This window comes from Streptomyces finlayi (assembly GCF_014216315.1).
GTDB lineage: Bacteria > Actinomycetota > Actinomycetes > Streptomycetales > Streptomycetaceae > Streptomyces > Streptomyces finlayi_A.
In genome coordinates this window covers 2,360,785-2,374,896 of sequence record NZ_CP045702.1, presented here as the reverse complement: position 1 = coordinate 2,374,896, position 14,112 = coordinate 2,360,785, and the positions used below count along the sequence as shown (strand labels likewise).

Here is a 14,112-nt window from a genome sequence, read left to right as displayed (position 1 = left end):
GGCTTGTTTCTGGGCAGGTCCGGGTGGATCAGGTCGTCGCGCTTGAGCAGCAGCCGTACGCCCCGGCGCGCGAAGCGCTCGTCCTCGGCCGGCTGGAGCGGCGAGGGGAGGGCTGGGCGCAGCCGGGGCGTACCGGGTGGTTCGTCGTGCACCCGTGCATTGTCGCGCAGCGTGTCACTTCAGGCGTTCGTGGATACGGGCCCGCATGGAGTTCATCGAGAAGCCGCGCGGGTCCACCCTGCCGGGCTGCCACTCCCGGTGACCGATCACCGAGAGGGCTCCCCAGCGGTGATGGCGGCAGACCGCTGCCGTCGCCCGCTCGATGGGATCACGCCGTGGCACAGCGGGCCCGGGAGGTCGGCGTGGCCGTCACGGCAGAGTTCGACGGTCCGGGCGGTGCCGCCGGTGCACGGTGTGATGGATCATCACACCGTGCACCGGCCCCCGGGGACCCTGGCGGTCGCGGTTGTGGGTACGCCAGTCGCAGACCTGGACGACGGTGAGTCCTTCGTCCTTCAGCGCGTCGAGGAAGCTGCTCGCGGACATGGGTGAGGACATGGCCGACTCCTTTTGTGCGGAGGGAGAGTGCCGTACAGCGCTTCTGCCCGAACCGCGCCTCCCGGGCCATCTGTTCGGACGGCGTGCGAGCCGATCCGGACAAACCGCGCGCGGCCCCCGTTCGTGCTCAGGCCTCGGCGAGCCACAGGTCGGGGCCGAACACCTCGTAGTGGATGTCCGCGGCGGGGAGGCCCTTGGCCAGCAGTTGGGCGCGGACGGTCCGCATGAAGGGCAGCGGCCCGCAGAGGTAGGCGCGGGTGCCGGAGGGGACCGTGAGATCTGTCAGGTCGACCAGCCCCGTGCGGTCGGTGGCGTGGTCGGGCCCGGGCTTCTCGTACCAGAAGTGTGCGGCGGCGTCGGGGAGGCGGCCGGTGAGGAGGGCGTGCTCGGAACGCAGGGCGTGGTCGGCGGGGGACCGGTCGCCGTGCACGACCGTGACGGGTGACCGGTGCCCCGTGGACGCCAGGTGGTCCAGCATCGACAGCATCGGGGTGCATCCGATGCCGGCCGAGGCGAGGAACAGGGGGGCGTCGATGTCGTCGAGCACCAGGTCCCCGTAGGGGGCGGAGACGCGCAGCCGGTCACCGGGGTGGGTGTGGGCGTGGAGGTACTGGGAGACCTCGCCGTCGGGGGAGAGGCCTCCACGCACCTTCTTGACGGTGATCGAGCGCAGCGGGGACCCAGGGGCGGACGACAGGCTGTACTGGCGTATCTGGCGGGCGCCGTCGGGGAGTTCCACCTGTACGGAGACGTACTGACCGGGCCGGAAGGCGGGCGCCGGCTCGCCGTCGGCGGGGCGGATCCGGAAGGTGACGACGTCTTCGGTCTCCTCGGTGCGGCCGGTCACCTCCCACGCGCGCCAGACGTCACCGGCGACGACGCCCTGCTGGGCGTACAGCCGCTCCTCGATGGCGACCAGGGCGTTGGCCATGAGCCAGTACACCTCGTCCCAGGCGGCGGCGACCTCCGGGGTGACCGCGTCACCGAGCACCTCGGCTATGGCCGCGAAGAGGTGGGTGTGCACGACCTTGTACTGCGCGGCGGTCACCCCGAGCGAGGCGTGCTTGTGGGCGATGCGGCTCAGCATCACGTCCGGGCGGGTGTCCGGGTGCTCGACCAGGTGCGTGGCGAAGGCGGCGATCGAACCGGCGAGTGCCTGACGCTGCGTCCCGGACGCCTGGTTGCCCCGGTTGAAGAGGTCGCTCAGCAGTTCGGGGTGGGCGTCGAACAGCTTCCGGTAGAAGAGGTCCGCGATGTCTCCGACGGCCGCGCCGACGGCGGGCAGGGTGGCACGGACAGTGGCGGTCGACGTCTCGGAGAGCATCGGAAGACTCCAGGTGTGTGGTGAGGCGGGTGAGCGGTGAGGGGGGCGTGTCAGTCCGGGGGTGGGCCGCTGCTGATGCCGATCAGGACGGGGCCGGTGGGTGAGGCGACGAGTTCGGTCACCGTGAGCGGGTCGAGTGAGACGTAGAACGCCTCCTGGGCCCGGCGGAGGGCGTCGCGCAGGACGCAGGCCGCGCGGAGCGGGCACGGGGCGTTGCCCTCGCACTCGACGACGTCGTCGGAGCCCTCCAGCTCCCGTGCGAGTGCGCCGATCGAGGCCGTACGCCCGGCTTCCGTGAGGGTGAGGCCGCCGCCCCTGCCGCGCCGCGCGTCGACCAGGCCGAGGTGCTGGAGCCTGGCGACCACCTTGGTGGTGTGGGTGTACGGGACCCGCATGGTGTCCGCCACCTCACGGGTGGTCGGAGGGTCCTCGCTCCCCGCGACGGCCAGACGCATGAGTACGCGCAGTGCCACGTCGGTGAATCTCGTCAGCCGCATGGAGCTCACCGTAGGTAATTTGCATTCCAGATGCAAATTAAGCGGTGCGCGCGGCGACACCGTGCGATCTGCCCCGCCGAAGATGGATTAGTCGCACTCTTTTGTGTAATGGCGCGTCGAGTCCCGTTGCTGAAAGGCTTTTCGTACAGGTCAGCCCATAGCGAGAGGACCGTCAGATGTCCGTTGGTGAAGAGGTTCGCGACACGCAGGCTCGGCCGCAGCAGAGTCTGGGCACGGCGGCCGCGCGGAACCTCGCGACGACCACCAAGTCCGCGCCGCAGATGCAGGAGATCACCTCCCGGTGGCTGCTGCGCATGCTGCCGTGGGTGCAGGTACAGGGCGGCACTTACAGGGTGAACCGCAGGCTGAGCTACGCGGTCGGCGACGGCCGTGTGACCTTTGTGCAGACCGGTGACCGGGTCGCCGTGATCCCGGCCGAGCTCGCCGAGCTGCCCGCGCTGCGCGAGTTCGGCGACGAGGAGGTGCTGGCCGAGCTGGCACGGCGTTGCGAGCAGCGTGACGTCGAGCCGGGGGAGGTGCTCGCAGCGTCCGGAGACGCTGCGGACCGGGTCTTCCTGCTCGCGCACGGGAAGGTGGAGAAGATCGGCTCCGGGCTCTACGGGGACGAGACGGTGCTCGGAGTCCTCGCGGACGGTTCCTACTTCGGTGACCACTCCTTGATCGACGGCGACGCCAACTGGGAGTACACGGCCCGAGCCGTCACCGCCTGCACCCTGCTCACCTTGCGACGTGCCGACGTGTTCAACCTCGCGGCCCGCGCCGACTCGCTCCGTGATCACCTCGCGGGACTCCTCTCCATCCCGCACCAGCGCACCAACAACTACGGCGAGGCGGCGATCGATCTTTCCGCCGGCCATGTCGGGGAGTCCGTCGTCCCGCACACGTTCGTCGACTACGAGTCGGCGCCGCGTGAGTACGAGCTGAGCGTCGCCCAGACCGTGCTGAAGGTCCACAGCCGGGTCGCCGACCTCTACAACCAGCCGATGAACCAGACCGAGCAGCAGTTGCGGCTCACGGTCGAGGCGCTGCGCGAGCGCCAGGAGCACGAACTCATCAACAACCGGGAGTTCGGACTGCTCAACAACTGCGACTACGGCCAGCGCATCCAGCCGCACGACGGGGCTCCCAGCCCCGACGACATGGACGAGCTGCTGTCCCGGCGGCGTGGTTCGAAGCTGTTCCTCGCCCATCCGCGGGCCATCGCCGCCTTCGGCCGCGAGTGCAACAAGCGCGGCCTGGTGCCGGAGAGTGTCGAGGTGGGCGGACACCACGTGCCCGCCTGGCGGGGGGTGCCGATCTTCCCGTCCAACAAGATCCCCGTCACCGACGCCCGCACCACCTCGATCATCTGCATGAGGACCGGTGAGGCCGAGCAGGGCGTCGTCGGACTCCAGCAGAGCGGCATCCCGGACGAGATCGAGCCGAGCCTGTCGGTCCGCTTCATGGGCATCGACGAGCAGGCGATCATCTCGTACCTGGTGACGGCCTACTACTCCGCGGCCATTCTCGTACCGGACGCCCTCGGTGTACTGGAGAACGTTGAGGTCAGCCGCTGGCGGTGATCCTTTGGGCCCGGACGGGGGCGTCCGGGCCCTTCGCCCCGTCACACCGCACACCCCACCGGTGTGCCCCGCCGCGGCGGCGCCGGGCACCCGGTGGAGCCCGATGGGCGACTCAAGAGGAGAGACCGTGACCATGACGAGTACGGACACCACGACGCAAGGCCATGAGGCCGCAGCTCTCCTGGAGCACACCCGGAGCGCCGTCGACCCGCATCTGCGCTCAGCGGTGGAGTCGCTGCCGGGGGGTATGCGTCGGGTCGCGATGTACCACTTCGGCTGGGAGAACGCGGACGGCAGCCCCGCCTCGGGGCAGGCGGGCAAGGCCATCAGGCCCGCGCTCGTCATCGCCGCCGCCCGCGCGATGGGAGGGGACCCCGACCGCGCGGTGAGAGCCGCTGTCGCCGTGGAGCTGGTACACAACTTCACCCTGCTCCACGACGACGTGATCGACGAGGACGCCACCCGGCGCCACCGGCCCACCGCCTGGGCGGTCTTCGGAGTCCCGGACGCCGTGATCACGGGGGACGCCATGCTCGCCCTCGCTCAGCGGCTGCTCGCCGACGATGCGCATCCGGCTGCCGCGAGGGCCTCCTCACGGCTCTCCAGCTGTGTCATCGAGCTCTGTGCCGGACAGCAGGCCGACTGTGCCTTCGAGGAGCGTGGACCGGACGAGGTCTCCCTGGACGAGTGCCTCACCATGGCGACGGCCAAGACCGGTGCCCTGCTGGGGTGCGCCTGCGCCCTCGGAGCCCTCTACGCGGGGGCGGAGGAGCGGGACGTCGGCGCCATGGACGGATTCGGCCGCGAGGCGGGGCTCGCCTTCCAGCTCATCGACGATCTGATCGGCATCTGGGGTGACACGGCCCGTACCGGAAAGCCGGTCGGTGCGGACCTGGCCGCCCACAAGAAGTCCCTGCCGGTGGTGGCCGCGCTCACGTCCGGTACGCCCGCCGCCGCAGAACTGGCCGCGCTCTACAAAGGGCCTATGACGACCGCGGACGAGGTGGCCCGGGCCGCCGACGCCGTGGAGCGGGCAGGGGGACGGGACTGGGCGCAGGTCTGCGCGGGAGACCGGATGGCGCGTGCGGCCCACCATCTCTCCCGGGCGGTGCCCGATCTGGCGTCGGCCGGGGACCTGATGGCCCTCGCCGAGTTCGTCACCCGCCGGAGCCGCTGACCTCGCGCGACGGGAAGGAGGGCTCAACTCTATTATCACGTAGGACGGTTGAGGCCGGACGGGAACGGGTGGAGTCGGACATGGGTGTACGCGTACGGCAAGCGGACGGGCGGGACCGGGAGCAGGTGGTGAGGATTCTGGAGGATGCCTTCCACCTCGACCCGGTGAGCAGCTGGGTCTTCCCGGACGAGGAGCATCGCCGTGCGGTGCACGGCAAGTTCCTCGGCGTCTTCGTCGACGTCACGCTCGACGAGGGCCGCATCGACCTGCTGGAGGACGGCACCGCCGCCGCCCTGTGGCTCACGGTGCCCGCGGGAGCCCCTGAGGGGGAGGACCCCACCCCCGCGCTGATGAGGGAGACCGCCGACCCGGACAACGAACGGGCCGAACTGATCGGGAGGCTGACTGCCGCGGTCCATCCGCACCACCGCCCTCACGCGTACCTGCTCATGATCGGGGTGTCTCCCGGGCGCCAGGGGGAGGGCCTCGGGGCCGCCCTCATCGACGAGGTCCTCCAGCGGTGTGACCAGGAGGGGACGCCGGCCTACCTGGAGGCGAGCAGCGAGCGGAGCCGCGGACTCTACGAGCGGCTGGGGTTCACCTTCACGGGCCGAACGGTCGAGCTGCCCGACGGGCCTTCGATGTGGCCCATGTGGCGTGAACCCCGATCCGTCTGACGGCAGTCCGGATCGATCGGCCCGGCCGCGGGTGGGCGCCGCCGGGAAGGAAGCGGAGGGTGCCACCGAGGCGGCGACGGACACGGGCTACAGTCCCTGCTCATGACAGATGAGTCGTGGGCAGGCTGGTACCGGGACCGTCACGGTTCCGAGGCCGTCATTCTCACCACGGACGGACAGCAACTCCGTATCCGGATCAGAGGGGTCGACTTCGAGGGCGCGAGTTTCGACGGTCTCGGCCCGGTGGCCGGTGTCCCGCCGGAGGGCTCGGAGTTCGCCCTGGCGGACGGCGTGCTTGACGACTGCGTACTGGAATGGGACCTCCCGCTCCCGGTCCTCGTGGCCGACACGGTCCGCCAGGCCACGCTCAGTTGCCTGCTGTCGCTGCGCCGCTCCGACCCCGACCTGGCGCTGGCCTTGCACCTGGACGGTGCCTCGTACGAGTCGGCCCGTGCCGCCGGTGACTTCGCGGCGGCGCTGGCCACCATTCAGCGCATCCTCCCGGCGGGGATCCGTCTGCAGACCTGCATCGCCTGCGCGTTCTCCGACTACTTCCCGGTTCCCGTCCGTGGGCTCTCCGGCGCTCTCGCCTGCTTCCGGGGGGCCAAGGACGCCTACCGGGGAGCCGCCGACGGCGGCGACGTCGCCGAACTGTGGGACCGGCGTACCGGGTTCGTCCAGGAGATCTGGAGCTGCCGCGAGTTCGAGGCGCGGCCGGCGGAGGGCGCGGGCACCGGGCACCGGGGAGCGTTCCCGCTGGAGAACGCCTGATCCGGAGGGGAGAGCCGGCCTTCAGCCCTTCCCGCCGGTCTCCCCGGCCGCACCGTCCTGCCCGACCTGACCAGACACGACCAGCGCAGCCACCACCAGCCCAGACACCACCGGACGCGACACGAGCACGACGCGACGCGTCCCGACGAACTGCGCAGGGGGCGCGGCGCGGTGGTCACCACGGGGGCCTCACCCCGCCGCCCCGGCTCCCGGACGGCCTCCGTCGCTGGAGCCGGACAGGGACCGTCGCAGGCGGCCCGCCCGCATCGTCGCAAGGGGCCGGACCGGGACCGTCGCACCAGGAGCGCGGACGGGGCCGCGCACCGCCGTACAAGGGGCCGCTCCTGTTCGGGAGCGGCCCCTTGCGTCAGGACCGGTGGGAGCCCCGTGTCAGGGCTGAGGCGAGCCGCGCGTCAGGAACCGGAACCGGCGAGAGCGGCCGCGAAGCCGTTCTGCCAGAGGTAGTTCACCCGCGAACGCTCCGTCGCGTTCGGGTAGGCGTTGGTGCAGGACGTGCCGGGGCCGCCCCCGGACATCAGCTCGCTGCACGGCCCGGAGTAGCGGTCCGGGAGGCCGAGCACGTGCCCTGTCTCGTGGGACGTGACGCGCGTCGAGTTGTACTGCTGGTTCTGCCGGTAGTCCAGGAATATGTAGCCACGGCCGTGCCCGTCGGTGCTCGCGTACGAACCGCGTGAGTCGTTGCCCTCGTAGTACCTGAAGTCGGGGTTCGAGCCCTCCTGGAGCTGGACGTTGGAGACCGAGCTGTTCCAGATGCGGGTGCTGCTCGCTATCTGGCTGCGGAAGCTCGGCGCGTTGGCGGCGTTGTAGACGACCGTGACGGAGGCGGCGCCCGGGTCGGCGGCCCGCTTCTCGGCGACGGACTTCATGACGGCCTGGTGGAACGCCCGGTTCGCGGCGGCGTTCTCACTCGATCCGGCGTACGCGGCATACCCCTGCGACGCCGTGGAGGCGGTCGTGGGGGAGCCGGCGGATGCCGGGTCCGCGGCGGTCGCGGGCGTAGCGCCCAGGGCGGCGACGAGCCCGAGGCCGAGGCCGACGGCGGCCGACATGAAGGAGGTACGGAGGTGTCTCATGGGGGGTTCTCCTAGCTGGACGATGAACCCGTCCGCTGATCGGCGCCCGGCGCACCTTCAGGCCGGCCAGGAGGGCGAACCTGTCCGGTGTGCGGACTCGGTACGGGTGCGGTACGGAGTGAGTGTGAGGGCACGCAGTGCTTCCACGGATGATGCCAACGGGTGATAGGGCCGCCCTATCACCCGTTGTGCGGCCACTCGCGGCCACTCGCGGCCGCAGGTGACCGTCACCGATCAACTGCCCCAACACCCCATGAATTAGAGGCGTTTGATGCGGTTGCGGCGTCTGGTGCGAGACGGTTCGGCCGCCCTACTCTCGGAGCATGGAGCTGGAGGTGAGGCACCTCAGGGCGCTCTGCGCCATCGCCGACACGGGAAGCCTGCACCGCGCGGCCCGTCGGCTCGGTGTCAGCCAGCCTTCCCTGACGACTCAGCTCCGGCGGATCGAGAACACCCTCGGTGCCGAACTGTTCCGCCGCGAACGCACCGGCTGCCGGCCGACCCTGCTGGGCCGTTCCGTCCTCAGCCGGGCACGCCCCCTCGTCGACGGCATGAGCGCACTGGTCAGCGAGGCCCTGGCGGAGGCGGGCGCGGGCGGGCAAGGCGGCCCCCTCCTGCGCATCGGCGCCACCGCGAGCCGGGTCATCGGCGGCTGGCTGCGCGGACTCCGCGCCGGACTCCCCGGGACGGACATCTCGTTACGCGTCGACGTCTCGGCCCACGCCCTGCTCCGGAGCGTCGAGGCGGGCCGTCTGGACGTCGCCTTCGTGCACGAGGTGGAGGGCTTCCCGCTCGCCGTCCCCGACGGTCTGCGTCAGCACGTGCTCCTGGACCGGGAGCCGCAGTTCATCTCCCTGTCCCTGGACCATCCGGCCGCCTCCTGCCCCGTGGTGGACCTCAAGGATCTCGCCACCGACCGGTGGATGGTCGACCCCACTGTGGACGGCGAGTGGGACGGCGTACGGAAAGTCCTCGCAGCCGCCGGACTCGACCCGCCCGTCCTGCACGGCGACTACCTCACCGCGGCCTCCCTCGTCGTCCTGGGCGAAGTGGTCGCCCCCTGCCAGCCCACGTCGGGGCCGCGCGAGGACATGGCGATCCGCCCGCTCCGCGACGACCCCCTCGCCGTACGTCTGCTGCTGGTCTCGCGCCCGGGGACCGAGACGGCCGTGGTGTACGGAGAGCTGGAGACGGCGTACCGTGAGGCGGCCCGGGCGGCGGCCTCGTACCACCAGTGGCTGGTGCGCCACCGCAGCCCACTGGCCCGCACTTCCTGACCTTTCGACGGGCGGGACCCGGCTCTCGCCCGTCGGGGCCCGTACCGCACGAACAGTCCCGATGCGGGCGGATTCTGCCCGTAGCGAGTCCGCGTTCCCAACCGGCCGCCGGACATGCAGAGTCGGCGTATGAAGCTCTTGATGCTGGGCGGGACGGAATTCGTCGGACGGGCCGTCACCGAAGACGCGCAGGCCAGAGGCTGGCAGGTCACCGTGTTCCACCGGGGGCACCATGCGCCGCCGCCCGGGGTCACCGCCCTGACCGGTGACCGCACCACGGAGGGCGGTCTGGCGGCCCTGGCCGGGGGGAGCTGGGACCTGGTCGTCGACACCTGGAGCGGGGCGCCCTCGGCGGTCCGGGACGCCGCCCGGCTGCTGTCCGGCCGGGCGGGGCACTACACGTACGTCTCCAGCCGTTCGGTGTACGAACCCCCGGCCCCGGCCGGTCTGGACGAGGACGGCCCCCTGGTGGACGGTGCCTCGCCCGACGCCGGCGGCGACGTCTCGTACGCACTGGCCAAGCGCGGCGGCGAACTGGCCGCACTCGACGCCTTCGGCGAGCGCGCCCTGCTGGCCCGCGCAGGGCTCATCATCGGCCCGGGGGAGAACATCGGCCGCCTCCCGTGGTGGCTGGGCCGGATAGCCCGCGGCGGCCCGGTGATCGCACCGGGTCCACGGGACGCCGGCCTCCAGTACATCGACGCCCGCGACCTCGCGAGCTGGCTCCTGGACGCCGCGGAGAAGGGCCTCCACGGCCCGTACAACACCGTCAGCCACCCCGGCCACACCACCATGGGCGAACTGCTCGACACCTGTGTACGGGTCACGGGCTCCGACGCCGACCTGCGCTGGACCGACCCCGGCACGCTGCTCGCGGCGGGCGTCGAACCGTGGAGCGACCTGCCGGTCTGGCTGCCGGCGGGGGAGCTGTACGACTCCCTGCACCAGGGCGACGTCACCAAGGCCCACGCGGCCGGGCTCCGTTGCCGACCGGTCGGCGAGACGGTCGCCGACACATGGACGTGGCTGGTCGGGCGCGGCGGCACTGCGCCGCAGCGGCCGGACCGCCCTCAGGTCGGTCTTGACCCGCGGCTTGAGGCGAAGCTGCTGGCCGGCTGAGCGGGCGGGCGGGGCGGCACGCGCCGCGGGGCCGGTGGCGCGCGGGGGAGGCGCCGGGGAGCGGGAGGTGCCGGGGCAGGGGCCGCGACAGGGGGCCGGCAGAGCGGGATTCGCCGCGGCGCGCGGGGGACGTCGCGGACCGGGGGGCGGCGGGCCGTTAGCGTGGCCCGATGGCCTCACCGTCGCAGCACCTCCTGCACCTCACCGAAGCCCCCCTCTGGGAGGCCGCCCGCGCGACCGGGACGTACGCGATGTCCACCCGCGGCCGGACCCTCCAGGAGGAGGGCTTCATCCACTGCTCGCTGCCCCACCAGCTCCCCGGCGTGGCCAGGACGCTCTACGGCGACGACGACGGGGACCTGGTGGTGCTGGTCATCGACACCGGCCGGCTCACCGCCCCCGTCCGGTACGAGGTGACGGCGCCCGGCGGCGAGGAGTTCCCGCACCTCTACGGGCCGCTGCCGGTGGACGCGGTCGTGGACGTACTCCCGTGGCAACGAAAGGACAACGACCTCCAGTGAACGGCCCCCTCATCGCGGTGACCGGTGCGAGCGGCGCGGTCGGCGGACGGGTCGCCCGGCGCCTCGCCCGGACCGGCGTCCCCGTACGGCTCCTCGGCCGCGACCCCGCCAAGCTGCCCGACCTGCCGGGTGCCACCGCGTCCCCGCCCGCCGCGTACGGCGACGGCGAGGCGATGCGCCGGGCCCTCGACGGCGCGCACACGCTCTTCCTCGTCTCCGCGCACGAGAGCCCGGACCGGGTACGCGAGCACACCACGGCCGTGGACGCGGCGGTGGCCGTGGGGGTGGAGAGGATCGTGTACGTGTCGTTCCTCGGCGCGGCCCCCGACGCCACGTTCACCTTCGCGCGCGACCACTGGCACACCGAGGCGCACCTCCGGGTCGCCGATGTACGCCACACCTTCCTGCGCGACAGCTGGTATCTCGCCGCGCTCCCGGCGATGACGGGTACGGACGGCACCCTGCGGGGACCGGGCGGCGACGGCCGGGTGGCCGCGGTCGCCCACGAGGACATCGCGGACGCCGCAGCGACCGTGCTGCTCGACGAGGGCACGGCCCACGACGACGCCACGTACGACCTCACGGGACCCGAGGCCTTCACGCTCGCCGAAGCGGCGGAGGAGCTCACCCGCCGCACCGGGCGCCCCGTCCGCTACGTCCCCGAGACCAGGGACGAGGCGTACGCCTCCCGTGCCTCGCACGGCGCCGAGGACTGGGAGGTGGCCGGCTGGGTGACCTCGTACGAGGCGATCGCGGCCGGTGAGATGGACACCGTCTCGGACGCCGTACCGACTCTCACCGGCCACCCCGCCATGAGCTTCGCCACGTACCTGGACGAGAACCCGGAGAGCTACCGGCATCTGCTGCCTGGCGGCTGACGGCCCAGGGCGCGGCTTCCACCGTGAGTCCGGGTCCCTGCCGCGCCCTCGTCCGTCGCCCCGAGAAGGTGAAGCCGAACCGTTCGGCGCGGATGTACGGGCATCCGCGCCCGGAAAAGAAAACCGCACCCGGTCCGCCATGGTCGCCTTGGTGGCGGACACTGGGGGCCGGGTACGGCAGGTAGGCGGTCAGACCAGCGAAACCGCAGGTCAGACGGCCTAGCCGGGGATCAAGCCTTCTTGGTCTCCTAGCAATTGGCCAGGTCGGTGACCTGCGGGGATCTTCCCTGTGGGGCGCTGACCTGCCCTTTTGTTGATGGTTGGCGATGGGGTGCGACGGTCCTGATCGGGTGTCCTGCGGACTGTGTGCGGACTGGCCCGGGCCAGTAGGAGCGAAGCCGTTCCATAGACCCTGCCGGCTTCCGTCATGAGCTCGGCGGTTCCACCGAATCAACTACTTCGGCAACGCGGTGCACCCGCCACCCCTCTTCGCAACGCCACGTGTACACGTTCTCGAACGAGAAGAAGCTGCCCAGCCAGAGGGTGTGGATGTGGTCCGGCACCGTCGGTGCGTCGCTCGGAAGCCAGCCCCGTTTCAACGCGAACCCGACACTCGTGTGTGACATGTCAGACCAGATAAAGAGGTGCTGCCGCTTACCCGAGCCCTTCGCGGCCAACTTCTTGATTTTGTTAGCGCCCGTAGTCGTGTCCAGGAAGTCGTTGACGTAAGGGGAGACTGCATCAGCCGTCGCTCGGGCGATACCAGTGGGCACGAAGCTGGAGGGGGAGATGCGTCCTGCTAGGTCGGGTGAGTTCCCGATCTGGTGCACGACGTTGAGGCCGAGCTCGCGAGCGGTAGCTGTATCGCGCAGGTTGTCGGTCGAGGGAAAATGGTGCCCCGCCTGAAAGAGATCGGCGGGGTCCGCGCTGACCTTGGTTATGCCTCGCTTTTCGAGATCAACGAGGAAGGCGATGACACGGTTCGACACGCCCTTGCCTATGGTCGCGCCGTGCTGGAACTGGACAGCCCATCCGCACTGCGGCCCCTCATGGACACGCCCGTCGTAGACCCGGTTGATCTGCTGCCACATCGCGTTGGTGTCTCGATCCCGCTTGGACGAGACCTCCAAGACGTCCGTTACTTCGGCGTCCAGCCGGGGCCCCAGCCCGAAGTCGACGAGCCCCGGCGCGCTCTGGTCATCGAAGCGGATCCTCACCGTGCCCATGGCTGCGTTCACGATGGCCTCGGCGATCAGCTCGTCGTAGGTGGGCTGGATGAGCTCTTTCGGCATGAGGTGGAGGGTGGCGACGCGGGTCACCACCCGGCAGTGAATTGACAGCGAGAACGAGACGACGCCTCAGTCCGCGATGGCCAAGAGCTGCACCAGGCCAACCCAGTTCGCCTCGTCGGCCTCGGTGTGGACGGCGCGGACCCTCCAGCGGCCAGGGGGCAGCGAGACTCCTGCCTGTGCAGGCAGTCCACCATCCGGATACTCCACGTTCAGTTCAGCACCTGCTTCGGCGGAGTCCATGAGTACAGCGGGACCGTCCGTGATCCACATCCCGCACTCCTCCCACTGGGTGGCGGGATCTGCGAGGACAGCTTCGGCCGCGGCCTTGAGCCCGGTTTCAGAGTCGGCGGCGAGCCAGCGGAGGAAGGCGTGATGCTCAGGCATGTAGCAGGTCGTGGCGGGCTCGTCCCCCAGGACCAGCGCCTGCACCCCGTCCTCGCCGACGGCGATCGCGCCGGCCAGATCGTCCACCGCGCAGGCCCTGTCGTAGTCGTCCGGATCGACCCCGTCCCCCACGACCATCCCGCTCTCCGTGCACCCGCGCCATGCATCCAGCGCGGAGACGGGAATCACGATCAAGGGACCGCCCATCGACTCCACCCAGTCAAAGGGGGCGTGTGGCGTCTCGGCTGTGATGGACGAGGAGGATCTCATACCGGCAGTGTGCCCTCAGGCACCGACAGCGCCCCTCCGTGGGCACGTGCCGACCGGTTTGGACGGCTCAGGCCCAACCCAGTACGTGACGGCCGATGCGTGACTCAGCGGGCCAGCGCTAACTGCCCGCTCCGTCAGCAGCGCACAACCGCACCCGGTGACGCTGAAGGTCGACCTCGGCGACCTTCACTGCGATCAGCTCGCCTTCGCGGACGAGTTGGTCAGGGGTCTCAACCGGCTCGTCGGTCAGCTCTGAGATGTGAAGGAGTCCTTCGACCTCCGGAGCAAGCTGCACAAACACGCCGAAGGGAATGATCTTGGTGATCCGCCCTGTGACGACGCGGCCGACGTGGTCCGCGAAGCGGATGAGCGGATCTTCCTGCAGGGCTTTCAGCGAGAGGGTGACTTGTCCGGATCGCGTCTCGGCGACAATCACCTCCGCAGTGATCCGCTGGCCGGCTTTGACGGCTTCGGAGGGGTGGTCGATCCGAGACCACGTCAGGTCTGGCACTCGGATGAAGCCGGTGCACAAGCCATCAGGCTCGCCGTCGAGGTGGACGAAGACCCCGAAGTTGTGCACTTCCGCGACGGTCCCCGGTGACAACCTGTCCGCGTTCCCTGGCGAGGAGAAACGATCGCAAGAATGGGATCTCGCATGCCCTGGCAGAGAGATGAAGCTGACCTTCACCC

At 70.7% G+C, this 14,112-nt stretch carries 14 protein-coding genes and 2 pseudogenes; 8 read left to right on the top strand and 8 right to left on the bottom strand.

Annotated features, from left to right (window positions below; translation table 11 throughout):
* Positions 1 to 2: 2 nt before the first annotated feature.
* From F0344_RS10690 to F0344_RS10675, 4 genes and pseudogenes are all read right to left on the bottom strand, one after another.
* Positions 3 to 152 (bottom strand): annotated as a pseudogene (locus F0344_RS10690) (1-aminocyclopropane-1-carboxylate deaminase); the annotation flags it as partial.
* Between the two features lie 22 nt (positions 153 to 174).
* Positions 175 to 558 (bottom strand): annotated as a pseudogene (locus F0344_RS10685) (hypothetical protein).
* 127 nt (positions 559 to 685) lie between these two features.
* Positions 686 to 1,882 (bottom strand): globin domain-containing protein, encoded by a 1,197-nt coding sequence (locus tag F0344_RS10680; RefSeq protein ID WP_185298557.1) that lies wholly within the window; start codon positions 1,880 to 1,882, stop codon positions 686 to 688.
* A 50-nt stretch (positions 1,883 to 1,932) separates the two neighbouring features.
* Positions 1,933 to 2,379 (bottom strand): RrF2 family transcriptional regulator, encoded by a 447-nt coding sequence (locus F0344_RS10675; RefSeq protein WP_185298556.1) that lies wholly within the window; start codon positions 2,377 to 2,379, stop codon positions 1,933 to 1,935.
* Positions 2,380 to 2,555: 176 nt separating this feature from the next.
* Here F0344_RS10675 and F0344_RS10670 point away from each other — a divergent pair, with 176 nt between their 5' ends.
* The 4 genes from F0344_RS10670 to F0344_RS10655 all read left to right on the top strand — a co-directional run bounded on the left by F0344_RS10670 (position 2,556) and on the right by F0344_RS10655 (position 6,587).
* Positions 2,556 to 3,962, top strand: a complete 1,407-nt coding sequence (locus tag F0344_RS10670) for a family 2B encapsulin nanocompartment shell protein (protein WP_185298555.1) — start codon at positions 2,556 to 2,558, stop codon at positions 3,960 to 3,962.
* 133 nt (positions 3,963 to 4,095) lie between these two features.
* Positions 4,096 to 5,139 carry a family 2 encapsulin nanocompartment cargo protein polyprenyl transferase gene (locus F0344_RS10665; RefSeq protein WP_185298554.1) on the top strand — a complete coding sequence of 348 codons (1,044 nt, stop codon included), beginning with the start codon at positions 4,096 to 4,098 and terminating at the stop codon, positions 5,137 to 5,139.
* 80 nt (positions 5,140 to 5,219) lie between these two features.
* Positions 5,220 to 5,816, top strand: coding sequence for a GNAT family N-acetyltransferase (locus tag F0344_RS10660; RefSeq protein WP_185298553.1), 597 nt, complete (start codon positions 5,220 to 5,222; stop codon positions 5,814 to 5,816).
* A 102-nt stretch (positions 5,817 to 5,918) separates the two neighbouring features.
* Positions 5,919 to 6,587 (top strand): DUF6304 family protein, encoded by a 669-nt coding sequence (locus F0344_RS10655; protein ID WP_185298552.1) that lies wholly within the window; start codon positions 5,919 to 5,921, stop codon positions 6,585 to 6,587.
* Positions 6,588 to 7,000: 413 nt separating this feature from the next.
* On the opposite strand, the gene snpA is transcribed toward F0344_RS10655, so the two are convergent.
* A complete protein-coding gene (gene snpA, locus F0344_RS10650; RefSeq protein ID WP_185298551.1) occupies positions 7,001 to 7,681 on the bottom strand; it encodes a snapalysin in 681 nt (226 codons plus the stop codon).
* Between the two features lie 323 nt (positions 7,682 to 8,004).
* On the opposite strand from snpA, the gene F0344_RS10645 reads away from it, so the two are divergent.
* The 4 genes from F0344_RS10645 to F0344_RS10630 all read left to right on the top strand — a co-directional run bounded on the left by F0344_RS10645 (position 8,005) and on the right by F0344_RS10630 (position 11,476).
* A complete protein-coding gene (locus F0344_RS10645) occupies positions 8,005 to 8,958 on the top strand; it encodes a LysR family transcriptional regulator (RefSeq protein ID WP_185298550.1) in 954 nt (317 codons plus the stop codon).
* 141 nt (positions 8,959 to 9,099) lie between these two features.
* Complete coding sequence (locus F0344_RS10640) at positions 9,100 to 10,077, top strand: NAD-dependent epimerase/dehydratase family protein (protein ID WP_185302615.1); 978 nt, start codon at positions 9,100 to 9,102, stop codon at positions 10,075 to 10,077.
* Between the two features lie 170 nt (positions 10,078 to 10,247).
* A complete protein-coding gene (locus F0344_RS10635) occupies positions 10,248 to 10,598 on the top strand; it encodes a DUF952 domain-containing protein (protein ID WP_185298549.1) in 351 nt (116 codons plus the stop codon).
* Positions 10,595 to 11,476 (top strand): SDR family oxidoreductase, encoded by an 882-nt coding sequence (locus F0344_RS10630; protein WP_185298548.1) that lies wholly within the window; start codon positions 10,595 to 10,597, stop codon positions 11,474 to 11,476. The genes F0344_RS10635 and F0344_RS10630 overlap by 4 nt, the downstream gene beginning before the upstream one ends.
* A 425-nt stretch (positions 11,477 to 11,901) precedes the next feature.
* Here the strand turns inward: F0344_RS10630 and F0344_RS10625 are convergent, their stop codons facing one another.
* The 3 genes from F0344_RS10625 to F0344_RS35650 all read right to left on the bottom strand — a co-directional run bounded on the left by F0344_RS10625 (position 11,902) and on the right by F0344_RS35650 (position 14,002).
* Positions 11,902 to 12,768 (bottom strand): hypothetical protein, encoded by an 867-nt coding sequence (locus tag F0344_RS10625; protein WP_185298547.1) that lies wholly within the window; start codon positions 12,766 to 12,768, stop codon positions 11,902 to 11,904.
* Positions 12,769 to 12,834: 66 nt separating this feature from the next.
* Positions 12,835 to 13,422, bottom strand: coding sequence for an immunity 21 family protein (locus F0344_RS10620; protein WP_185298546.1), 588 nt, complete (start codon positions 13,420 to 13,422; stop codon positions 12,835 to 12,837).
* Between the two features lie 118 nt (positions 13,423 to 13,540).
* Complete coding sequence (locus tag F0344_RS35650; protein WP_258049840.1) at positions 13,541 to 14,002, bottom strand: S1 RNA-binding domain-containing protein; 462 nt, start codon at positions 14,000 to 14,002, stop codon at positions 13,541 to 13,543.
* Positions 14,003 to 14,112: the final 110 nt, after the last annotated feature.

Bases quoted from the DNA above. Each gene is read 5' to 3' on its own strand.
- F0344_RS10680 (WP_185298557.1), bottom strand. From the start codon at position 1,882: ATGCTCTCCGAGACGTCGACCGCCACTGTCCGTGCCACCCTGCCCGCC.
- F0344_RS10675 (WP_185298556.1), bottom strand. From the start codon at position 2,379: ATGCGGCTGACGAGATTCACCGACGTGGCACTGCGCGTACTCATGCGT.
- F0344_RS10670 (WP_185298555.1), top strand. From the start codon at position 2,556: ATGTCCGTTGGTGAAGAGGTTCGCGACACGCAGGCTCGGCCGCAGCAG.
- F0344_RS10665 (WP_185298554.1), top strand. From the start codon at position 4,096: ATGACGAGTACGGACACCACGACGCAAGGCCATGAGGCCGCAGCTCTC.
- F0344_RS10660 (WP_185298553.1), top strand. From the start codon at position 5,220: ATGGGTGTACGCGTACGGCAAGCGGACGGGCGGGACCGGGAGCAGGTG.
- F0344_RS10655 (WP_185298552.1), top strand. From the start codon at position 5,919: ATGACAGATGAGTCGTGGGCAGGCTGGTACCGGGACCGTCACGGTTCC.
- snpA (WP_185298551.1), bottom strand. From the start codon at position 7,681: ATGAGACACCTCCGTACCTCCTTCATGTCGGCCGCCGTCGGCCTCGGC.
- F0344_RS10645 (WP_185298550.1), top strand. From the start codon at position 8,005: ATGGAGCTGGAGGTGAGGCACCTCAGGGCGCTCTGCGCCATCGCCGAC.
- F0344_RS10640 (WP_185302615.1), top strand. From the start codon at position 9,100: ATGCTGGGCGGGACGGAATTCGTCGGACGGGCCGTCACCGAAGACGCG.
- F0344_RS10635 (WP_185298549.1), top strand. From the start codon at position 10,248: ATGGCCTCACCGTCGCAGCACCTCCTGCACCTCACCGAAGCCCCCCTC.
- F0344_RS10625 (WP_185298547.1), bottom strand. From the start codon at position 12,768: ATGCCGAAAGAGCTCATCCAGCCCACCTACGACGAGCTGATCGCCGAG.
- F0344_RS10620 (WP_185298546.1), bottom strand. From the start codon at position 13,422: ATGAGATCCTCCTCGTCCATCACAGCCGAGACGCCACACGCCCCCTTT.